23 protein-coding genes are annotated in these 19,234 nt (G+C 57.7%); 8 read left to right on the top strand and 15 right to left on the bottom strand.

All coding sequences use genetic code 11. From position 1 onward, the window contains the following. Window positions 1-114: 114 nt before the first annotated feature. The 6 genes from ACF8YQ_RS01480 to ACF8YQ_RS01455 form a co-directional block, all read right to left on the bottom strand. Window positions 115-1,155, bottom strand: a complete 1,041-nt coding sequence (locus tag ACF8YQ_RS01480) for an extracellular solute-binding protein (RefSeq protein ID WP_396622403.1) — start codon at window positions 1,153-1,155, stop codon at window positions 115-117. Then, window positions 1,152-1,922 (bottom strand): spermidine/putrescine ABC transporter permease PotC, encoded by a 771-nt coding sequence (potC, locus tag ACF8YQ_RS01475; RefSeq protein WP_396622402.1) that lies wholly within the window; start codon window positions 1,920-1,922, stop codon window positions 1,152-1,154. The genes ACF8YQ_RS01480 and potC overlap by 4 nt, the downstream gene beginning before the upstream one ends. Beyond that, window positions 1,919-2,776 carry a spermidine/putrescine ABC transporter permease PotB gene (gene potB / locus ACF8YQ_RS01470; protein WP_396622401.1) on the bottom strand — a complete coding sequence of 286 codons (858 nt, stop codon included), beginning with the start codon at window positions 2,774-2,776 and terminating at the stop codon, window positions 1,919-1,921. Before potB ends, potC begins: the two co-directional genes overlap by 4 nt. Further along, window positions 2,769-3,890: a spermidine/putrescine ABC transporter ATP-binding protein PotA gene (potA, locus tag ACF8YQ_RS01465; protein ID WP_396622400.1), complete on the bottom strand. Its 1,122-nt coding sequence runs from the start codon at window positions 3,888-3,890 to the stop codon at window positions 2,769-2,771. Before potA ends, potB begins: the two co-directional genes overlap by 8 nt. Window positions 3,891-4,021: 131 nt before the next feature. Next, the gene (locus ACF8YQ_RS01460; RefSeq protein ID WP_396622399.1) at window positions 4,022-5,092 is read right to left on the bottom strand and encodes a TRAP transporter substrate-binding protein; all 1,071 of its coding nucleotides are present in this window, start codon (window positions 5,090-5,092) and stop codon (window positions 4,022-4,024) included. A 112-nt stretch (window positions 5,093-5,204) separates the two neighbouring features. After that, a complete protein-coding gene (locus ACF8YQ_RS01455) occupies window positions 5,205-6,881 on the bottom strand; it encodes a methyl-accepting chemotaxis protein (protein ID WP_396622398.1) in 1,677 nt (558 codons plus the stop codon). Window positions 6,882-7,115: 234 nt separating this feature from the next. Here ACF8YQ_RS01455 and ACF8YQ_RS01450 point away from each other — a divergent pair, with 234 nt between their 5' ends. Together ACF8YQ_RS01450 and ACF8YQ_RS01445 are read left to right on the top strand one after the other, a co-directional pair. Continuing rightward, window positions 7,116-7,694, top strand: coding sequence for a SixA phosphatase family protein (locus ACF8YQ_RS01450; protein ID WP_396622397.1), 579 nt, complete (start codon window positions 7,116-7,118; stop codon window positions 7,692-7,694). Then, window positions 7,682-8,452, top strand: a complete 771-nt coding sequence (locus ACF8YQ_RS01445; protein ID WP_396622396.1) for a CHAD domain-containing protein — start codon at window positions 7,682-7,684, stop codon at window positions 8,450-8,452. The genes ACF8YQ_RS01450 and ACF8YQ_RS01445 overlap by 13 nt, the downstream gene beginning before the upstream one ends. Before the next feature lie 7 nt (window positions 8,453-8,459). On the opposite strand, the gene ACF8YQ_RS01440 is transcribed toward ACF8YQ_RS01445, so the two are convergent. Continuing rightward, complete coding sequence (locus ACF8YQ_RS01440; protein WP_396622395.1) at window positions 8,460-9,233, bottom strand: cation diffusion facilitator family transporter; 774 nt, start codon at window positions 9,231-9,233, stop codon at window positions 8,460-8,462. A 92-nt stretch (window positions 9,234-9,325) separates the two neighbouring features. On the opposite strand from ACF8YQ_RS01440, the gene ACF8YQ_RS01435 reads away from it, so the two are divergent. Next, window positions 9,326-10,207, top strand: coding sequence for a LysR family transcriptional regulator (locus ACF8YQ_RS01435; RefSeq protein WP_022993354.1), 882 nt, complete (start codon window positions 9,326-9,328; stop codon window positions 10,205-10,207). On the opposite strand, the gene ACF8YQ_RS01430 is transcribed toward ACF8YQ_RS01435, so the two are convergent. After that, the gene (locus ACF8YQ_RS01430; RefSeq protein ID WP_396622394.1) at window positions 10,186-10,443 is read right to left on the bottom strand and encodes a DUF3565 domain-containing protein; all 258 of its coding nucleotides are present in this window, start codon (window positions 10,441-10,443) and stop codon (window positions 10,186-10,188) included. The genes ACF8YQ_RS01435 and ACF8YQ_RS01430 overlap by 22 nt on opposite strands. Further along, complete coding sequence (gene rarD / locus ACF8YQ_RS01425) at window positions 10,440-11,336, bottom strand: EamA family transporter RarD (RefSeq protein WP_396622393.1); 897 nt, start codon at window positions 11,334-11,336, stop codon at window positions 10,440-10,442. Before rarD ends, ACF8YQ_RS01430 begins: the two co-directional genes overlap by 4 nt. Window positions 11,337-11,480: 144 nt before the next feature. Between rarD and ACF8YQ_RS01420 the strand changes: the two genes are divergently transcribed. After that, window positions 11,481-11,861, top strand: a complete 381-nt coding sequence (locus ACF8YQ_RS01420) for a rhodanese-like domain-containing protein (RefSeq protein WP_396622392.1) — start codon at window positions 11,481-11,483, stop codon at window positions 11,859-11,861. A gap of 5 nt (window positions 11,862-11,866) precedes the next feature. On the opposite strand, the gene ACF8YQ_RS01415 is transcribed toward ACF8YQ_RS01420, so the two are convergent. Beyond that, complete coding sequence (locus ACF8YQ_RS01415) at window positions 11,867-12,319, bottom strand: YchJ family protein (RefSeq protein WP_396622391.1); 453 nt, start codon at window positions 12,317-12,319, stop codon at window positions 11,867-11,869. 154 nt (window positions 12,320-12,473) lie between these two features. On the opposite strand from ACF8YQ_RS01415, the gene ACF8YQ_RS01410 reads away from it, so the two are divergent. Then, window positions 12,474-12,809 carry a hypothetical protein gene (locus ACF8YQ_RS01410; protein ID WP_396622390.1) on the top strand — a complete coding sequence of 112 codons (336 nt, stop codon included), beginning with the start codon at window positions 12,474-12,476 and terminating at the stop codon, window positions 12,807-12,809. A gap of 42 nt (window positions 12,810-12,851) precedes the next feature. Next, a complete protein-coding gene (locus ACF8YQ_RS01405; RefSeq protein WP_396622389.1) occupies window positions 12,852-13,430 on the top strand; it encodes a GGDEF domain-containing protein in 579 nt (192 codons plus the stop codon). 16 nt (window positions 13,431-13,446) lie between these two features. Here ACF8YQ_RS01405 and ACF8YQ_RS01400 read toward each other — a convergent pair whose 3' ends face one another. Together ACF8YQ_RS01400 and ACF8YQ_RS01395 are read right to left on the bottom strand one after the other, a co-directional pair. Then, window positions 13,447-14,175 carry a substrate-binding periplasmic protein gene (locus ACF8YQ_RS01400; RefSeq protein ID WP_396622388.1) on the bottom strand — a complete coding sequence of 243 codons (729 nt, stop codon included), beginning with the start codon at window positions 14,173-14,175 and terminating at the stop codon, window positions 13,447-13,449. Window positions 14,176-14,458: 283 nt separating this feature from the next. Next, window positions 14,459-14,884, bottom strand: a complete 426-nt coding sequence (locus ACF8YQ_RS01395) for a hotdog fold thioesterase (protein ID WP_396622387.1) — start codon at window positions 14,882-14,884, stop codon at window positions 14,459-14,461. Window positions 14,885-15,018: 134 nt separating this feature from the next. Here ACF8YQ_RS01395 and ACF8YQ_RS01390 point away from each other — a divergent pair, with 134 nt between their 5' ends. After that, the gene (locus ACF8YQ_RS01390) at window positions 15,019-15,480 is read left to right on the top strand and encodes a cytochrome c (RefSeq protein ID WP_011783880.1); all 462 of its coding nucleotides are present in this window, start codon (window positions 15,019-15,021) and stop codon (window positions 15,478-15,480) included. A 10-nt stretch (window positions 15,481-15,490) separates the two neighbouring features. On the opposite strand, the gene ACF8YQ_RS01385 is transcribed toward ACF8YQ_RS01390, so the two are convergent. Both ACF8YQ_RS01385 and ACF8YQ_RS01380 read right to left on the bottom strand, forming a co-directional pair. Beyond that, window positions 15,491-16,174, bottom strand: coding sequence for a cytochrome b/b6 domain-containing protein (locus tag ACF8YQ_RS01385; RefSeq protein ID WP_278803691.1), 684 nt, complete (start codon window positions 16,172-16,174; stop codon window positions 15,491-15,493). Between the two features lie 100 nt (window positions 16,175-16,274). Continuing rightward, window positions 16,275-17,045, bottom strand: coding sequence for a substrate-binding periplasmic protein (locus tag ACF8YQ_RS01380; RefSeq protein WP_396622386.1), 771 nt, complete (start codon window positions 17,043-17,045; stop codon window positions 16,275-16,277). Between the two features lie 181 nt (window positions 17,046-17,226). Here ACF8YQ_RS01380 and ACF8YQ_RS01375 point away from each other — a divergent pair, with 181 nt between their 5' ends. Then, window positions 17,227-17,910, top strand: coding sequence for a type 1 glutamine amidotransferase domain-containing protein (locus ACF8YQ_RS01375; protein WP_396622385.1), 684 nt, complete (start codon window positions 17,227-17,229; stop codon window positions 17,908-17,910). 34 nt (window positions 17,911-17,944) lie between these two features. Here the strand turns inward: ACF8YQ_RS01375 and ACF8YQ_RS01370 are convergent, their stop codons facing one another. Further along, complete coding sequence (locus ACF8YQ_RS01370) at window positions 17,945-19,111, bottom strand: benzoate/H(+) symporter BenE family transporter (RefSeq protein WP_396622384.1); 1,167 nt, start codon at window positions 19,109-19,111, stop codon at window positions 17,945-17,947. Window positions 19,112-19,234: the final 123 nt, after the last annotated feature.

Below are 19,234 nucleotides of genomic sequence, written 5' to 3'. Positions count from 1 at the left end.
TAACGTTTTGTTATCAGGAAGTTATAGACCATGTATTTCAGTTTTGTGAAACCCGGGCAATAAAAAACGGAGACCGAAGCCTCCGTTTTTTATTGCTGTTAAGCCTGACCAGACTTACTGACCGGACTTCAGCATTTCCCAGTACTTGGCATACACCTGCAGCGCCTCGTCACCAATGTCGGTCTGGAACTCGGCATTGATCATGTCGGTGGCGTTGGGGTAGCTGGCACGGTCGTTGGCGACAGCGTCATCCAGCAGATCCCGGGCCGCCAGGTTCGGCGTGGCGTAGCCGATCTCTTCGCTGATCAGGGCAGAGATTTCCGGCTGCAGCACAAAGCTGATGAACTGGTGGGCGGCTTCCGGGTTCTTGGCATTCCTGGGAATCACGAAGCTGTCCAGCCAGGCGATGATGCCCTCTTCCGGATACACGTATTCCAGGGAATCCAGGGTATCGCGACCCATGACGGCTTCGCCGTTCCAGATCATGCCTACGTCGGTTTCACCTTCCAGGTACGGCATGCGGGGGGCATCCGAGTTAAAGGTACGCACAGACGGCATCAGCTCGGTCAGCTTCTCGTAGGCTTGCTCGATTTCCTCCGGATCGGTGCTGTTACCGGAGTAACCCAGTACCCGCAGGCCTACGTGAAAGACTTCACGCATGTCGTTGGTCAGCATGACCCGGCCTTCAAAGCGCTCATCCCACAGATCAGCCCAGGCGGTAACCTCGCCTTCCACATCCGCGGTATCCACAGCCAGACCGGTGGTGCCCCACAGGTAAGGCACGCTGTACTGGTTTTCCGGGTCGATATCCAGGTTCACCAGTTCCGGATCCAGGTTGTCGAAGCCTTCAATCTTGCTGCGGTCGATGGGCATCAGCAGGTCTTCCTGCCGCATCTTGCTCACGTAGTAGGTGGAGGGCACGGCCAGGTCGTAGGCGGCGCTCTCATCCAGCAGTTTCAGCCGGGCGTACATGGCTTCGTTGCTGTCGTAAGTGGTGTAGACCACCTGGATACCGGTTTCCTCAGTAAAGCGATCCAGAACTTCCTGGGGCATGTACTCGGACCAGTTGTACAGGTTCAGAACCTTGGGCTCCTCAGAACCACTGCAGCCAGTCAGGCCCACCGCCAGCAGGCCGGCCAGTGCCAGTTTCTTCATCGTTTGCTCCTTAACAGTATCCATTGAGACAAGACCAACATGACCAGTGAGAATACCAGTAGCAGGGTGCCAAGGGCATTCACTTCGGGTTTCAGGCCCACCCGCACCATGGAATAGATGCGCAACGGCAGAATTTCATAACTCGGGCCACTGACAAACGTACTGACCACCACGTCGTCCAGTGACAGTGTAAACCCCAGCAGCCAGCCTGCCAGTAAGGCCGGCATGATCACCGGAATCAGTACCGTGCGGGTCATGGTGAAATCGTTGGCGCCCAGATCCCGGGCCGCCTCCGGCAGGCGTTCGTCAAACCCGCTGAGGCGGGCCATCACGGTGATGACCACAAAGGGCAGGCAGAAGGTAACGTGGGCCAGCAACAGGGATACATAGCCCAGCTGAAGGCCGACCAGCAGAAACAGCGCCAGCAGCGAAATCGCCAGTACAATCTCCGGCGACATCATCACCACAAACAACATGCCGTTGAGCACTTTCTTGCCCCGGAACCGGTAACGGTGCAGGGCGAGCGCGGTGAGCGCGCCGATCAACGTGGACACCGTGGCGGCGGAGAGCGCCAGCCACAGGGAATTCCACATGGCCTGGACCATGGCCCGGTTGTTGAAAAGGGCCTCGTACCAGCGCAGGCTCAGGCCGCCCCATTCATAACCAGTGCGGGAATCGTTGAAGGAGAACACCACCAGGACCACGATGGGCACGTACAGCAGCAGATACACCAGAGTCAGGTAGGTGCGGGGCAGCCAGCGATTCATACACCGTCCTCCCCGATCCGCCGCTTACTCAGGCGGTGGGCGAACATCAGGAACGCCATGGCCAGGGTCAGCATGATGCTGGCGGCGGCACCGAAGGGCCAGTTGCGGGCATCGAGAAACTGGTTCTTGATGACGTTACCCACCAGCAGGTTGCGGGAACCGCCGAGGATATCCGGCACAAAGAACAGACCCATGGCCGGCAACAGCACCAGCATGATGCCCGCCAAAACGCCCGGCAGGGTCAGCGGAACAATAACGTGGATAAAGGTGGACAGGCGCCCAGCACCCAGATCGTGCGAAGCCCTCAGGTAATCTTCCCGCAGGTCTTCAAATACCGAGTACAGCGGCAGGATCATGAACGGCAGCAACAGATACACCAGCCCGATAATCACCGCCCCTTCGGTATACAGCAGCTGCATGGGCTCATCGATCACGCCAAGAGACATCAGCGCGTTGTTTAGAAGGCCATTGGTGGCCAGAATCAGCTTCAGGGCGTAGGTTCGCACCAGGGAATTGGTCCAGAACGGTACAATCAGCAGGAAGATCAGCAGCACCTGATTGCGTTTGCCGACCTTGGACAGCGCCCACGCAAACGGGTAGCCGATCAGCAGACACACCAGCGTGGTCATAGCCGCCATGTACAGGGAATGCAGGAACACTTCCAGGTACAGCGGATTGAGCAGTTGCCGATAGGCATCCAGGGTCAGCGGCAGCGAAATAAAGGAGCCCGGGTCCCGGGTCATTACACTGGCACCGACCACCAACAGGTTGGGGGTCAGCACCAGAAACAGCAACCAGCCCCAGACCAGCACCAGCACCGCCGTACGGAACGGCTGCTGTGTCAGGCTACGCATCGGTGCCTTCTTCCTCTGGCAGGGCTTCCGGCTCTGTGGGTAACAGCCATTCCCAGCCATCAACCCAGCTCACTTTGACCGGCTCGCCAAGGCGATAGTCGAAGGCAGGATCGTCTTCGTCGAAGAATTCCGACGCCAGCACCTCGGTGCCATCCTCAAGATGAATCACCGAATCCAGGGTACTGCCCTTGTAGTTACGCTCTACGATCTTGCCAGCCACACCATCCTCATCGTCCGGCGCCAGTACCCGGATGTCCTCGGGGCGCAACAGCACATGCAGGGACTGGCCACTGGAGACCGGGAAATCCGGCTTGCGGAAGGTACGCTTCAGGCCGAACACATCCACGGTGATAGTGTCGTCGCCGTTGGCTTTGTCCACCCGGCCCGGGAAGAAGTTGGTTTCACCGACAAAGCGGGCGGTAAACAGGTTAGCCGGGCGCTCGTAGACTTCCCGCGGCGTCCCCAGTTGCTGGATCAGGCCGTCTTTCAACACCACCACCCGGTCGGACATGGACAGGGCTTCTTCCTGATCGTGGGTGACAAACACAAAGGTGATACCCAGCTCCCGCTGCAGGCGTTTGAGCTCCACCTGCATGGTTCGGCGCAATTTGTAGTCCAGCGCCGACAACGGCTCATCCAGCAGCAGTACCTTCGGGCGCTTGACCACCGCACGGGCGATGGCCACCCGCTGCTGCTGGCCACCGGACAACTGGTGCGGCTTGCGCCGGGCGAAGTCCTCAAGCTGAACCATGGCCAGGGCATCCTCTACTCGCTCCCGGATTTCCTGCTTCGGCCGCTTCTCCATTTTCAGACCATAGGCCACATTGTCGAAGACCGACATATGGGGAAACAGCGCGTAGTTCTGGAATACCGTGTTCAAAGGCCGGTGTTCCGGCGGGGTGTGAGTCAGGTCCTGGTCGCCCAGGGCGATGGTGCCGTCATCCGGGTGCTCGAAACCCGCCATCATCCGCAGCAAGGTGGTCTTGCCGCAACCGGAGGGCCCAAGGAGGGTAATGAACTCGCCGTCAAAAATGTCCAGATCCAGTGAATCCAGCACTTTTTTGCCGTCGAACTGTTTGGTGAGATTGCTCAGAGATAGCAGTGTCTGTTTCATCGGCCCTGCCCAAAGTTTGAGCGGCGTATTTTTCCAGAAACAGACGCAAACAAAAAGGGGCGTGCGGATATTCCCTGACCACGCCCCTCTTGTTTTTCGGCCTTACCCGGCCGGGCTGTCACGCACCGGTCTTATTGGTCGGCGACGCTGTTCAGATACGCCTTGTCCGAGATGTTGGTCCAGGGGCGAACCTGCTTCAGGTACTCGCGCTGTGAAGTAATGATTTCGTTCGCCAGCTCGTCCTTCTCGGCAAACTCATCCAGCAGGCGGTTGGTGGTTTCACGCAGGGCGGTAATAACTTCCGGCGGAAACACCTTGTGGGTCACATCCGGGTATTCCTGCTTCATCTTCTCCCAGGCCACACCGCTTTCGTGGGTGCTCTGGATATACATGTCATACGCTGCGGTGCGCATGGAGACCCGCAGGATGGCCTGCAGATCAGCCGGCAGCTTGTCCCAGGTTTTCTTGTTGATCAGGAACTGCACTTCAGCGTTGGGCTCCTGCCAGCCGGAGTAGTAGTACTTGGCAATCTGGTGAAAGCCCATCTGCAGGTCCAGCGCCGGGCCAACCCATTCAACGGCGTCGATAGTGTTGCGCTCAAGCGCGGTATACAGCTCGCCCGGTGGCAGGTTGGTTACCGCCACACCCACTTCCGACATAACCTCGCCGGCAAAGCCAGGGGTGCGCATTTTCAGGCCTTTCAGATCATCCAGAGATTTGATCTCTTTCCGGAACCAGCCACCCATCTGATTGGCCGTGTTGCCACCCGGGAAGGACAGCAGCCCGAAGGGTTCATACACCTTCTGCATCAGCTCCATGCCGTCGTCGTGGTAGAACCAGGCATACATCTCCGGTGCAATCATGCCGAAGGGTATGGTGGTGAAGTACATGGCGTTGGGAATGGTGCCCTTGTAGTAATAAGAGGCGGTGTGGCCCATGTCGTACTGGCCGTTACGGACCAGATCGAAAATGCCGAAAGGGGCCTTGTGCTTGTTGGAGGAATCAATGCGGATCTTCAGCCGACCGTTGGACATTTCCTCGGCCATGGCCGCCATGTTGCGGGGCGCATCCCCCAGCAGCCCGGAATTGGGGCCCCAGGTTTCCGCGAGACGCAGAGTATAGGTTTCTTCAGAGACCGCGAAAGGACTGGCCAGCAGGCCAAGAGTGCTGACTGCCGCCAGCAGGGTTTTACGCAGGGACATAGTGTTGGCTTCCATTGTTATCGATTTTTGATTCAAACATGCCTGAATGATCCATCATAACGACGAAAGCCGACCGCGCCAATGTGGCGGGCCGGCTTTCTTGTGAGGGCAATCAGACCTTGAACTGACCAACCAGCTCGCGCAGGTTCTCACCCAGCCGGGCCAGTTCGTGGCTGGCTTCATTGGTCTGGGTTACGCCGGTGTCACTGCGCTGGGCCGCGTCGACAATCCGCACCACGTTCTGGTTGATCTCTTCCGCCACCTGGCTCTGCTGTTCAGCGGCGGTGGCGATCTGTGTCACCTGATCGTGAATCTGGGTCACCGAGGTCACGATGGTATTCAGTGCATTGGTGGCATGATTGATGCGCTCAACGGTCGCTTCTGAACTCTTGCGGGAGTTGTTCATGCGCTCCACCGAAGCTTTGGACTCCGCCACAAAGCCATCAATCATTTCCCGGATCTGATCAGCCGATTCCGCTGACCGCTTGGCCAGCTGGCGCACTTCGTCGGCAACCACCGAGAAGCCGCGACCGTGCTCGCCGGCCCGGGCTGCCTCAATGGCAGCGTTCAGGGCCAGCAGGTTGGTCTGTTCGGTAACCGCGTGAATCACATCCAGCACCTGCTGAATATCGTTCGACTTCTCGGCCAGGGCATTGATGCTGCGAGCGGTATCTTCCATTTCCTGGGACAGCTGATTGACCGCGCCCTGGGCACTGTTGATGGTCTCGCCACCCTCTTTGGCCATGCGGTCCGCATCGGAAGCTGCGCCTTCCACCTCATTGGCGTTGCCGGAAATCTGCTGAATCGTTGCCGCCATTTCGTTGATGGCCGAAGCAATCTGGTCGGTTTCTGAACCCTGTTCCTGAACCGATTGACGGGTTTCATTCGCCACCCTGCTCAGTTCTTCAGCGGCTGAAGCTACCTGATCGGTGGTAGACCCCACCTCGCGGATGGTGTCCTGAATCTTGATGACAAAATGGTTGAAGCGGCGGCCCAGAACGGCCAGCTCATCTTTACCATCTTCCGGCAGACGCTGGCGCAGATCGCCTTCACCGTCGGCAATTTCCCGCATCATGTCGCTGACCTTGTTCAGTGGCGCAGTCACCGTGCGACCGATCACCAGACCAATAATCAGGGAGATAACCACCACGACAATGGTCACCAGAAGGATAAAGCCCATGGCGGATGCCATAGCATCGTCGATTTCCTTCTGGGCGGCGGCCACCACCTTCTGGATGTCGGTCACGTAGACACCAGCACCGATCATCCAGTCCCAGCCCGGAATGATCGTGGAGTAGGAGACTTTCGGTTCCACCTGGCCAGTGGCCGGGTTCGGCCACTCGTAGGGCATGAAGCCATCGTCCCCCGCCGCGTCAAACAGCCCGCGAACCAGCTTCTGGGTGTTCGGATTGGTGGTCGGGCCCTCTTTGGACGGATCCGGCGCATAAGCCAGATTGAACAGGCTGCGATCATAGGCGAACACGTAGTTGTTCTGGCCGAACTCCATGGAACGCAGCCGATCCCGGACTTCTTCTTTGGCATCCTGTTCACTCAGCCCGGGCCGAGCCTTGGCCTCCATGGCAACAGCCTTGGCCGCCTCAACCAGGTTTTTCAGGCCTTCCTTGCGAGCCTCCAGCAGTTCCTGTTCAAGGCGTTGCAGCTCTGCCTCGCCGTTGGCCTCAATCTGACTGGCGGTAATCCAGGCAATGGTGCCCGCCGTAATCAGTACCGGTACCAGTACACCGATCAGGAGCCGGGTTCTGATCGTCAGGTTACTCATAAAAGCCATGGTTGCTGCTCCGGGTTTAAATTCCTGTAGGCGACAGATTATCCACAAACCACAATCGGCGCTCCGTTGCAGTTTGTTAAAAGCTGTATACCATCATCAGCACCGTTTGAAGGCGGTATGTACGCAAACCCCTCATACCAGTGCCTGTACGGTAAAATACGTATCGGCCGTCATGTAAACGACTTGAGCCTGTGTCAGACTAAAGTCTGACGATCAAGATTCCAGGCGAACGCCATGAAACAGCTCTTCCTTATCCGACATGCCAAATCGAGCTGGGAAGACAGCAGCCTCAGCGACCGGGAACGCCCTCTCAATGACAGGGGCCGGAGCCAACTTGCGCCACTTGCACGAACCCTGAACCGGCTCGGTGCCTTGTCCGGCCCTGTCTACGCAAGCCCCGCCGTGCGCGCCCAGCAAACGCTGACCGGTGCACTCAGCGTCGACGCCCAGCCGGCCCAGGTCTGCACCGAAGATGAGCTTTACACCTTCGACTTCAAGCGTCTATTACGCTGGCTGCAGAATCTGGGCAACGACCAGAACCGCGTTACCATTATTGGCCACAACCCGGCATTGCTCGAGCTGGCCGCCTTTCTGGTACCCCAGGCCCCGTTCGAATTGCCAACTGCCGGCATCCTTGAAATCCGGCTGTCGGTGCGAGATTGGAAGAAGGTGGATAAAAACAAAGGCGTACTGGAAACCTTCCTGACGCCCCGTGACTTCAGTTACCGCGAATTCCGGCGCAAGAACCGAAAAGCCAGCCCGGCGCCACCGATCTGGACAAGAATACGGTTCCGGAGGTTTTGCAGCAGTTAAGCAAGCAGCTGGAACAGCTGGCCCCGGGGGTCATGCTCGGACTGGATGACGAATTCCTGCACCAGTACCGCATCGCCCTTCGCCGCAGCCGGGCCATTGCCGAATCACTGGCCGAGATTACCGGCGATCGCCGGTTACAGGAGCATATCCGCGAGCTGAAGCAGCATGCCCGTGCCACCAGCGCCCTGCGGGATCTGCACGTATTGCTTCAGGATCTCCCCGACCTGTGCAGCGACAAACCGGAACTCTGCACCACACTGACCGGCTGGACCCGGTTCAAGGCAGAAAAAGCCCAGCGCAAACTGGCCAAAAGGCTCAGCCAGAAACGCTACCGCCAAAGTCTAGAGCGCTGGCAGGGCTATATTGAATCCAAATCCTTTCGTAAGCTGGCTGAAGACCTTCGAAAAAAAGACATCCAGGCCGCCGCAAACCGGCGCCTGAAACAGTTCAACTGGAAAACCGCAGAACTGCTTCATACCGCCCCGGATGAAGCCCTGCACCAGCTACGCAAGGCCCTCAAGCGTATCCGATATCTTCTGGAGCTGGATGCCCGGCACGGCAAGCCAACACTGAAAGAACTGCGCCAGCGACAGGATCTGTATGGCCGTTTCCAGGATCTGCATATCCAGATCGAGCTGACCCGGCGATTCCTCGCCGACCACCCGGAGTGCGACGGGGTGTTACTGCTTGGCAAACTTGAGCGGGAGAAAGCCGATACCCGCCGGCAGATACTGGCCATGGGTGGACTGAACGTCTGAGACCGGTTCAGATCCGGATCATGCGGGCCTCAAGAAGAAGGTTCGGGCCGAGCTTGGCCACCCGGACCTGTTCCGGATTCAGGCCCAGGTCTTCCAGGGTCTCATGGATGTCGTCCAGTGCATCGTCTTTCGGTGCCGCCAGCAGCAGCTCCCGAACCGACTCCAGAACCATCTTCACCGGCACCGTCATAAAGTAGACCGAAATCACCAGCATCATCACCGGGTCGGCATACACCGCCAGCTCTGCCCAATGACTGCGTTCCAGCAGCCAGGCCGCGCCAAAACCAATCATTACGGCAGCGCTTAGGGCACTGTCCATCAGCCACTGGCGCTGTTCCGCCTGCACCAGCCCCGAACCATTGCGCAGGCTCGACCAGCGCAGATACCCCCAGACCGCCAGACACCCCACCACGTTCACCGCACCAAAGATCATTGCCATGTCCGCCGCCACGGCACGGCCGCCCTGAAGCAGCGACACCACCGCCGATACCAGCGACAAGATACACACCACCGCAATCACCAGACCTTTCACGGCGATCACCAAAGGCTCCACGGCCCCCATCCCGAATGGGTAATCGTCATTGGCCGGCCGGCGCACCAGGCGGGCGGCATAGAGTGACAGGAGCGACAACCCGAGGCTGATCAGGGAATAGGCACCATCGAAGAGAATAACCAGGGAATCGACCCAAAGACCCCAGGTAATACCGGCGAGCGCAAACAGGCCCGCGCCCACCGCTGATAATGTCAGCGCCAGGTTTTCCCGCGCCAGAGAAGTAAACATTTTGACCTCCTGAGAATTGCTGCCATATTAGCGGCATCATTCAACAGGTGTGAGTCGCTGAGCGACGGAAAATCCGTCGCAAAGAGCAAACCATGAAAACGTCACAGATCAAGACCTTCCTCTCGGTTGTGCGCAACGGCAGCGTGGCCGCGGCGGCCCGGGAACTGAACCGCAGCCGCACCACCGTCAGTACCGTGCTGGCGTCCCTGGAGGATGAACTGGGGGTGGAGCTGTTTGAACGCAGCGGCAATCAACTGCACCTGACGGCCATCGGCCAGTCCATCCTGACCGACTGCCGGCGATTCGACCAGGTTGCCAGCCAGATCAGGGCTCGCTGCCAGCACCACCTGAGTGGTGCCGAATCGGTCCTGCGCATTGCCCGGGACGATGCCATTCCGGAAGATATCTGGCGGGACATTCTGCGCCGGCTGAAACAACGCTTCCCCCAGACCAGCCTGTCGGTTTACCTTGCCTCGCCCCGGGAACTGGCGCCGCTGGTTCGCAACCAGTCCGTGGATGTGGCCTATGGCCTGATGCCGGAATTGCTGAACGAAGGTTATCAATGGTTTCGGGAACTGGCTGATGTGCGCATGCTCACCGTGGCAGCGCCAGATCACCCCCTGAGTCAGCTGAAACGGGTCACTCAGGACGACCTGGTCAGCCACACGGAAATCACCCTGGCCTACATGCTCGATGCCCAACTGGTGGCCGAATCCCCGGAAACCGCCAACTACCTCGCCTTTACTCAATACGAACTGATGCGTGATGCGGTGATTGATGGCGCCGGCTGGGCGGATTTACCCTTACCCCTGATTGCTGAGGCATTGCGCAAGGAACAGCTGAAAACCATCCACCACCGCAGCGCCCGCTGGTGGAAAGTGTTCAGTGCGCTGGAGTCGGAGCAGGCGCAAGGGGGCGCCGTGGTGGGCTGGCTCGCCAACGAACTGGAAGCCTATCTGGAAACCCTGGCCTGATCGGGAGACTGAGGTCCTTCCGGACTCTCCGGACGGACATCCGCAGGCGCATCGTCATCACATTTCGGGCAATCCAGCTTAACCCCCAACATGGATTGCCGACCTTCCACCGTGACAACCCAGGGCCGGTTTACCCAGGGCGGATCATGTCGCACGTGCTGGTTATGGCCACACGCCAGCTGCGCTACCCAGTGGTTTTCCCCGTCTTTGTGATAGCCGCTGATGGGTTGTTTCATGCCGAAGCCTCTCTGTTCGATCGGCCCACCCAGGCCGACCACGAGTATATTGCCAACGCCACCCAGATCATCACAAAGCTCACCAGTTTGGCGGTGCTAAGCGGCTCATGGAAGATATACAGCGCGATCAGAAACTGGATCGTGGGGTTGATGTACATAAGAAAGCCCACGGTAGACAGCTTCAAACGGCGCGCAGCCCCGGCAAAGGCCAGCAGCGGGATGGCGGTCACCGCGCCACTGGAGGCCAGTAGCAATGCACTGTAGGTGCTGTCCGAAAAGTGCGACAGCCCCTGCGACGACAGCCAGGCCAGGGTCAGCAAGCCCAACGGCAGCAATAACAGCGTTTCAACAAACAGACCGGAAAGGCCATCAAGTTCCACTTTCTTGCGCATCAGGCCATAGGTTCCGAAGCTGAACGCCAACACCAGGGTAATCCACGGCAGCTCGCCCAGCAGAAACAGCTGATAGAAAATCGCAATCGCTGCCAGGCCCACCGCCGCGACCTGCAGCCGGGAAATACGCTCACCCAGGATCAGCAGCCCCATGGCCACATTTACTAACGGCGTCAGGAAATAGCCCAGACTGGCCTGCAACACATGGCGGGTTTCCACGGCATAAATATAGATACCCCAGTTCAGGGCAATAAACACGGCACAACCCAGCACATACCCCAGCCGGCGCGGCTGTCGCAGTGCCGCCACCACCGGCGGCCAGCGCTTGAGTATCGAGATGACCACGGCCAGAAACAGGCAGGACCAGATCACCCGATGAATCAGCACCTCCCAGGAAGGGATCCCCTTGAACAGGGCAAAATACAGGGGAAAGCTTCCCCACAGGGTGTAGGCACCTAACCCGTAGACCACGCCTTTGGTGGTGTCATTCAGCGGTTTCATAGCTTCCTCATTGTCCAGCCTGCCAATCTAACACAAACCCCGTCGCCAAAGGCTCATGCCTTAGTCACAGGCAACCCATAGGTGGCTCACCCGTGGCAAATGCCTTAACCTGAACGGATACACCCACGCTCAAAGGGAACTGCCATGAAGACTGCTCACGATCTTGTTGCCGAAGCCAAAAAAGACATTCAGGAGGTGCCGCTGGCCAACGCCGAGGCGGCCATCAAAAATGCCGATTTGCTATTGGATGTGCGGGATGCCGATGAATACCGGGCCAGCCACATCCCCGGGGCCGTCAATGTTTCCCGGGGCATGCTCGAATTCAAGTTCACCAACGACCCTGCACTGGAGAACCGGCAGATGAAAATTGTGCTCTACTGCAAAACCTCCGGCCGTGCAGCACTCAGCGCTAAAGCGCTGAAAGAGATGGGCTATATGAACGTACAATCCATTGAAGGCGGCTTCGACGCCTGGCTGGAAGCGGGTAAAGAGGTCGCTCAGCCGGATCTGCCGAAATTCGAATAGAACGCTTAAAGACAACAGGCCTTGAACTTGCGACCACTGCCACAGGGGCAGGGGTCGTTTCGACCGGGCTTCAGTACTCCCTCGCGGGTTTCGCCCTCACGGTAGAACCAGCGGCCATTCTCTTTGCTGAAGTCTGACCGCTCTTCCAGATAACCCCAACCACCACCGGCACGATAGACCGCCCGGAAGTGAACCCGGCCCGTGTCTGCCCCGGCACTGGAGGAGAGCACCTGCAGCGAGACCCATTCCGGTGAGCCGGAAAGATCCAGTTCAACCGGCCTGGTCTCCGGATGCCAGGTTGCCAGCAGATAATCGGTATCTTTCACCACAAAGGCACTGAACCGGGAACGCATCAACGCCTCTGGTGTGTCGGCTGGAGCGCCTGCATGGCAGGGCTGACAGCACAACTGGTAGGCTTTTCCGCTACCACAGGGGCAGTTTTCCCCGAAACGATTCATGGCTTTCCACATCCTCATGATTCAAACATTTCATCAGCCAATCCCGGCCGACATAGGTAATGTCCGCAAACCGTACACACTTTTGCAGACAGCATCGTATGACAAACGCCATACTGGAAATTAAACTGAATAAAAAGCAGACAGCGTACACCCCATGAAATCCGGCATTCCGTCACTGAATCTGCCCGTTCACCGGGATCAGACACCGCCAGCCACCGAGGAAACACCCCCGGAAGGTCTTCAGGCCGTACTCGATAATCTGGATGCCCTGGTGTACGTCTCCGATTTCACAACACACGATCTGCTGTACATGAACGCTTACGGCCGGCAGATCTGGGGTGACATTGGCAACCGAAAATGCTGGCAGGTGCTTCAGGACGGTGACGGCCCATGCAGCTTCTGCACCAATCACCTGCTGATCAATGATCAGGGCGAGCCCAACAAACCCCATGTCTGGGAGTTCCAGAATCAACTGGACCAACGATGGTAACAGTGCCGTGACCAGGCGATCCGCTGGACCGATGGCCGCCTGGTGAGGTTGGAGATTGCCACTGATATTACCGAACGTAAACAGATGGAGCTGGAGCTGCGGGCAGCCCACGAAAAAGCCAGGGCAGCAGCGCTGGAGGATGAACTTACCGGGCTGCATAACCGACGCGCGTTCTTCGAGTTCGGAGAGCAACTGCTGAACCAGTCTGCCAGGCATCAGACACCACTGACTCTGGTCATGATGGATCTGGATCACTTCAAGATCATCAACGATACCTACGGTCACCAGGCGGGCGATGAAGTGTTGAAGCAGGTCAGCGGGCTACTGAAAGCCCGGATTCGAGATTGCGATATTGTGGCCAGAATGGGCGGAGAGGAATTCGCCATTCTGCTACCGGACACCGACATGACGATGGCACACGTGTTGGCGAGCCGCTTGCTGGCCTTGCTTTGTAATCTGGTGGTGTCTTACGAGAAAAGCAGAATCTCGCCGTCGGCAAGTATCGGAATCAGTAGCCTGGGAAACGGCGACCGCAGACTGGAAGATCTGATGTGTCGCGCAGACGAGGCCATGTACCAGTCCAAGGCCAAAGGAAGAAGCAGAGTGACACTGGCCACCTAAACCCAGGAAGGCCTCGCTAACGGCCCTCCTCGGTATACCGGATGAGATACTCTTCAATCAACTCTTCCAGCCTGCCCTGCTCCGTCAACTCCAGCAACCTGGCTGCAAAAGCCTCTCGCAAGGCTTTGCTATTGCAGCGGGAAAGTTTCGGAAACGCGAAGAACAGGCCTTCTCTGCTCACAGGGGGCTCCAGCGCCACAAAGTCATTCGACATGCCATACCGGGCCAGCTTCGCCCGCCCCTGCAACAACTCGTACAGTACATAATCGATACGACCGATATCGGCCATCAGGTAGGACTGGTGAATGGAGCGGACGCCGAGGATATCCAGGTGATCGGCGGCAAAGCTGTCGAACCGCTCACCGAAACTGTTGTCGATCAGGGTGCTGCCTTGTTTCCCCTCCAGGTCCGGCCAGTGCCGATACTCAAACATCCTTTGCCGCGGCACCCAGACATTGGTATCGAGGTGCATCATGGGCGGCAGAATATAATCCAGGTAGCCCAATCTTTCTGCCGTGATAAAGGCCCCGGCCACCAGATCGACCTCCCCCAACTCTGCCAACCGCTGTACCCGCGCCCAGGACCCAATGTTGCGGACATTGACCTTGATACCCAGAGGCTCCACCAACTCCCGCAGGAAATGAGGAACCGCGCCATTTAAAAGATCCGGCGACTCCACGCTCGGCCATAGGAGAGGCGGATACTCCGGATTACCACTCACTCTCAGCGTTGAACACTCAGACAAAGGGGCAGCTCGCAGACCAAAGGATGCGCATAGCAAAAAGAGCAACGCATACCAGAACTTGTGCGCTTTCGAAGACACCCTGTTACAACGAATTTTCAGCACAGTGAAACCTTCCCGTGAGGAATAACCTCATGGCATTTAGTTAACATCCTCAACTATTTTAAGTATAGCAGGGCGACAGTCCCGGCAAACGATTTTCTTTTGATATTAATCAAGGATGGCGAGCTTATTTCGCAAATCGACGCGCAAGGTCGGAATCAGGGAGCCATCGCTCCCTGTTTTCTTACGAGCGGCGGGTTACCGCCATGGTCAACCTGGAAATGCAGGTCACCTTGCCTTGATCGTTTTCCAGGCGGATTTCCCATACTTGCGTTGCACTGCCGATGTGTATGGCCTTCGCCGTGCCATAGACCCATCCCCCGGTAACAGGCCGAATATGATTGGCATTAATATCCAGCCCCACAGCGACCGTATTTTTATCTTTCAGGCAACAGTTGGCAGCCATGCTGCCCAGCGTTTCCGCCAACACGACGGAGGAACCACCATGCAGGATCCCGAATGGCTGAACCGTGCGCTCATCCACCGGCATCCGGCCTTTCACGTAATCGTCACCGATTTCAAGATATTCAATGCCCATGTGACTGACCGCGGTGTTTTTGCTGGCCTCTGTCATTTGCTCAAGATTAGGGGTAATCGTCCAGATCGACATCGTGCAACTCCTCAGATTGAACTTTCGTTTCTTATAGCTGTCAGGAATGAGTCTATACAGGTAGCATGCTTATAACCACGCCTTTATAGAGCATTTTTGCATTATCACCAATCACACCAAGAGAGGGACCTGGAATGAATAAACGTTTTGTTTCCGTTGCGGTGCTTGCGGCCGCGATCTCAACCCCGACCGTGGCCCAGATGAGCGTGGAAGACCAGATCGAAACCCGCCAGGCCGCCTACCAGTTTGCGTCCTGGAACATGGGCAAAATCAAGGCCCAGACCGTGGATGGCTCCGCAGCGTTTGACCAGAACCAGGTTGCCGCAGCCGCCAAAGCCATTGCAGCCGTGGCCAACTCCGGCATGAGCGTGCTTTACAGCCGTGACAGCGCCAATGACCGGGCCGAGAACACCCGCCTCAAGCCCAACTTCTTTGAGGAGCCGATGAAGGTTCAGGAAATTGCGGTCAGCTTCGTCCGTGAAGCCAACGCACTGCAGGAACTGGCTGCAGCCGGCGACCAGGCCGCGATTGCACGCCAGTTCGCCAAAGTTGGTGAAACCTGCAAGGCTTGCCACGACAACTTCCGCGCCAAGTAGGCCAAGGGGCTTACCAACCCAGATTCTGGGGCGGTGGCGGCGGTGGCGGAACCAGCCCGCCACTCGCCGCCCAGACCACAGCAACGGCAATCGCCAGTGCAATGATCATTGCCAGCCAGCCACCGCCGCTGGCGTCTTTCAGCTCTGAGCTCTGAACCTGCTTTCGACCAGTCACCATCGGCTTTACCAGATTATCCTTACGCACGTGGGTGTAAAACAGCACCGCCAGGACATGAAGGGCAACCACGGCGTACAGCCCCCATTCCATGAGACGGTGCCAGCTGCTCAGGGTATCGCTCCAGCCCGACGACACCAGCCGGTAGAGTGGGCCGTTAAAGGCAATTTCATCATTGGAAAATAAACCGGTAACAGCCTGAAAACCGAACAGTCCCAGTAACAACAGCACCGACCAGGCACCAAGGGGATTGTGGCCTGCGCCCTGCCACTGCCCCCTAAGATAACGGATCATCGCCCCTGGCCCCGATATAAACTGACTGAAGCGCGCGTAAGTGGAGCCCACCAGCCCCCAGACCACCCGGAACGCCAGCAAGCCAACAACCGCCAGTCCAAAACGCTCATGCCAGGCCATCCAGCCAGCGCCCAGTTTGACCGTAACCACTGCCCCAACCACAGCAATTACCAACAACCAGTGGAACAGCCGGGTGGGGAGATCCCACAATCGAATCGTCTTCATACCAGTTCCTTTGCCAAAACCTGTCAAACGATCACAGACAAAGGTAAGCACCCTAAGTTCCTTTTAGCAGGGGAGCATCGGTATAAACCATGGAAATCGATCAATAGGCTTTTTGTTCCTGGTACTTCAGCACAAGGTCTTCCCGAATCCCCTCGCGTTCAATCAATTTCAGGGCTGCCCTTATATCTTCTGCATACCGGCGGGCAGGAGACTGGTTCGAAACCGCAATCCAGGAGCGGTCACCCGGCACGAAGAACGGTGAAATGTTCGCGTCTATCCCCTGGGCTCTCAGCGTATACAAACCAACCAGCTCGGGGGCCACCACGACATCAACCCGCCCTCTTTGAAGCATCATCATCAGGTTTTCGTAGTGGGCCGCAGACTCTTTATGCAGAGCCTGATCGTTGTCAAACCGGGTAAAGTAACGGGCGCCCTCCAGAATACCGATGACTTTTCCCGGCAGATCGCTGTATCGCTCAATACGGTTACTCTCGCTCACGTAGAAAAACAAACGCCGCTCCGGCGGAAAAGCCGGAGCCACGAAGGTCATGAATTCTTCCCGTTCTTCGGTACGCAGCGGCCCCAGCATGACATCCACCTCACCCCTGCGCATCAGCAGCAGGATGCGCCGGAATGGCGCCTCCCGGTACTGCACACGCCAGCCTAGCCGGTCGGCAATTTCCTCGAATAGCTCAAGATAAAGACCGGATTTTTGCGACGGCCCGAGAATACGGTAGGGCGGCGAGTGGTCAACGCCAACGGTCACCGTCAATGGCTCTACTGTTTCAGTGCCCTGTTGTGAAAGAACACCAGGCGCCCAAAGCAGCATCAGAATGCCGGAAAGCACGCCTTTCAAGGCAATCCACCTCATATAAATCCGTCCTGGTCCATGACGTTACATGTGCGATAACTACCCTCGCAGTATAGCCGTTAATGAGCATCCAATATGCCAGTGCCAACGTACTGACGGTTGAAAACCTAGCGATCATCACAATTTGATGTAGTGAGACGAACGAAATACACCCGGACTCCCGACAGGAGGGTCGACTGGTATGAAGATTCTGATGGTACTAACCTCCCACGACCAGATGGGCGACACCGGCCATAAAACCGGTTTCTGGCTGGAAGAATTCACTGCGCCGTTCTACGTATTCAAAGACGCAGGCGCCGACATCACCCTCGCATCCCCTAAGGGCGGCCAGCCACCGGTTGACCCGAACAGCGAGGCTGAAGATGCACTGACCGAGTCCACCCGGCGGTTCAGTGAAGACACCCATGCCCGGGAAATGCTGGCCAGCACCAGAAAACTGGCCGACGTGGACATGAATCAGTACGACGCCATCTTCTACCCCGGTGGCCATGGCCCGCTGTGGGATCTGGCCGAGGATGACAAGTCGGTAGCCCTGATCAAAACCGCGTACGAACAGGACAAGGTGATCGGCGCCGTATGCCATGCTCCTGCCGTGTTCAAGAATGTGTTCATAAAACCGGACCAGAACATCGTGGGCGGCCGTGAAGTCACCGGTTTCAGCAACACCGAAGAAGACGCTGTGCAGCTCACCAATATTGTGCCCTTCCTGCTGGAAGACATGCTCAAGCAGAACAACGCCCGTTACAGCCGGGGCGATGACTGGGCACCGCACATTGTGGTGGACGGCAAGCTGATTACCGGCCAGAACCCGGCGTCTTCCGAAGGCGCTGCCAAGGCTGTGCTGCAGGCCCTTCAGCAAGGCTGACGTCCCGATTGGGCTGGCGCCTGCCAGCCCAATTCTATTTCCCGCCGTTGAGCACCCGGTAACAACCGTAACCGATCACCACCCCCCAGAACGCCGACGACAATCCGATCAGCGATAATCCGGACGCGGTCACCAGAAAGGTGATCAGCGACGCCTCCCGGTGACTGACCTCCTCCAGTGCGGCAAACAGGTTATTGGCAATAGCCCCCAGCAATGCCAGGCCCGCCAGCACCGCCACAAAGGCCGAAGGTAATGAAGTAAATAAGGCGACAATGGTGCCGGCAAACATTGCTCCCACCAGATAGAACACGCCATTAAATACCCCGGCCACATAACGCTTGTCCGGGTTTTCATGAGCATCCTCGCCCGTACAGATCGCGGCGGTAATGGCCGCCACCACCGTGGTAATGCCGCCGAACAGCGCCATGGGCAGGGACACAAGGCTGGCCACCGCAATCACCGGCTTGGCTTTCACCCGATAGCCCGCGCCCCGGAGAATGGCCATGCCGGGCAGGAACTGGCCAGTCAGGCTCACCAGCACCAGGGGAATGGCCAGGCTGAGGGTAGCGCCAAAGCTCCATTCCGGTGTGATGAGTCTGGGCTCCGCCAGGTTCAGGCTTACACCGGCCAGGGAGGCATTCTCCAGCACTACCGCCAGGATGATCCCGGCCATCAGCAAAAGCACCAACGTGTATTTCGGGGTAAAGCGACGAAACACCACATAGGCAACCAGCATGCCGATGGCCAGGGCCGGCGTGGTTTCAATGGCAGCAAAGGCGCCCAGACCAAACTGAAACAGGATGCCCGCCATCATACCCGCCGCCACCCCTTTGGGAATGACGCGCACAAACGCATCGAAGGTGCCGGAAACACCAATGACAAAGATAATCAGCGCGGCGGTGATGTACGCCCCCACGGCTTCGTTAAGCGAAAGCTCCGGAAACAGTACCACCAACAACGCCGTCCCCGGCGCCGACCAGGCCGTGACTATAGGTGCTTTGAGCCATATCGACAGGAAAATTCCCGAAACCGCCGCTCCCATGGAGATGGCCCAGACCCAGGAGGTCATCATCTCCGGCGACACATTCGCTGCCGCTCCGGCCTGGAAGAAAATCGCCAAAGGCCCGGCATAGGACACCAGCACCGCCAGAAATCCTGCGGCAACCGCAGACACAGACAAGTCCCGAAACAACTGGGGCATGTTCAGCTCCTTGTTATTGAATTCTGTTTGAGCTGTGTAACAGCAAAAAAGCCCCGGTCACGATCGTGCCGGGGCAAAGAGGGGTCCGAATGACTGACTGTCCCTCAAGGTCACCTCAACGCT

The organism is Marinobacter sp. W-8 (assembly GCF_044342215.1).
Classification (GTDB): Bacteria; Pseudomonadota; Gammaproteobacteria; order Pseudomonadales; family Oleiphilaceae; genus Marinobacter; species Marinobacter nauticus.
This window is presented reverse-complemented; position numbering and strand designations above follow the sequence as displayed.

Bases quoted from the DNA above. Each gene is read 5' to 3' on its own strand.
- ACF8YQ_RS01480 (WP_396622403.1), bottom strand. From the start codon at position 1,155: ATGAAGAAACTGGCACTGGCCGGCCTGCTGGCGGTGGGCCTGACTGGC.
- potC (WP_396622402.1), bottom strand. From the start codon at position 1,922: ATGAATCGCTGGCTGCCCCGCACCTACCTGACTCTGGTGTATCTGCTG.
- potB (WP_396622401.1), bottom strand. From the start codon at position 2,776: ATGCGTAGCCTGACACAGCAGCCGTTCCGTACGGCGGTGCTGGTGCTG.
- potA (WP_396622400.1), bottom strand. From the start codon at position 3,890: ATGAAACAGACACTGCTATCTCTGAGCAATCTCACCAAACAGTTCGAC.
- ACF8YQ_RS01460 (WP_396622399.1), bottom strand. From the start codon at position 5,092: ATGTCCCTGCGTAAAACCCTGCTGGCGGCAGTCAGCACTCTTGGCCTG.
- ACF8YQ_RS01455 (WP_396622398.1), bottom strand. From the start codon at position 6,881: ATGGCTTTTATGAGTAACCTGACGATCAGAACCCGGCTCCTGATCGGT.
- ACF8YQ_RS01450 (WP_396622397.1), top strand. From the start codon at position 7,116: ATGAAACAGCTCTTCCTTATCCGACATGCCAAATCGAGCTGGGAAGAC.
- ACF8YQ_RS01440 (WP_396622395.1), bottom strand. From the start codon at position 9,233: ATGTTTACTTCTCTGGCGCGGGAAAACCTGGCGCTGACATTATCAGCG.
- ACF8YQ_RS01435 (WP_022993354.1), top strand. From the start codon at position 9,326: ATGAAAACGTCACAGATCAAGACCTTCCTCTCGGTTGTGCGCAACGGC.
- ACF8YQ_RS01430 (WP_396622394.1), bottom strand. From the start codon at position 10,443: ATGAAACAACCCATCAGCGGCTATCACAAAGACGGGGAAAACCACTGG.
- rarD (WP_396622393.1), bottom strand. From the start codon at position 11,336: ATGAAACCGCTGAATGACACCACCAAAGGCGTGGTCTACGGGTTAGGT.
- ACF8YQ_RS01420 (WP_396622392.1), top strand. From the start codon at position 11,481: ATGAAGACTGCTCACGATCTTGTTGCCGAAGCCAAAAAAGACATTCAG.
- ACF8YQ_RS01415 (WP_396622391.1), bottom strand. From the start codon at position 12,319: ATGAATCGTTTCGGGGAAAACTGCCCCTGTGGTAGCGGAAAAGCCTAC.
- ACF8YQ_RS01410 (WP_396622390.1), top strand. From the start codon at position 12,474: ATGAAATCCGGCATTCCGTCACTGAATCTGCCCGTTCACCGGGATCAG.
- ACF8YQ_RS01395 (WP_396622387.1), bottom strand. From the start codon at position 14,884: ATGTCGATCTGGACGATTACCCCTAATCTTGAGCAAATGACAGAGGCC.
- ACF8YQ_RS01390 (WP_011783880.1), top strand. From the start codon at position 15,019: ATGAATAAACGTTTTGTTTCCGTTGCGGTGCTTGCGGCCGCGATCTCA.
- ACF8YQ_RS01385 (WP_278803691.1), bottom strand. From the start codon at position 16,174: ATGAAGACGATTCGATTGTGGGATCTCCCCACCCGGCTGTTCCACTGG.
- ACF8YQ_RS01380 (WP_396622386.1), bottom strand. From the start codon at position 17,045: ATGAGGTGGATTGCCTTGAAAGGCGTGCTTTCCGGCATTCTGATGCTG.
- ACF8YQ_RS01375 (WP_396622385.1), top strand. From the start codon at position 17,227: ATGAAGATTCTGATGGTACTAACCTCCCACGACCAGATGGGCGACACC.
- ACF8YQ_RS01370 (WP_396622384.1), bottom strand. From the start codon at position 19,111: ATGCCCCAGTTGTTTCGGGACTTGTCTGTGTCTGCGGTTGCCGCAGGA.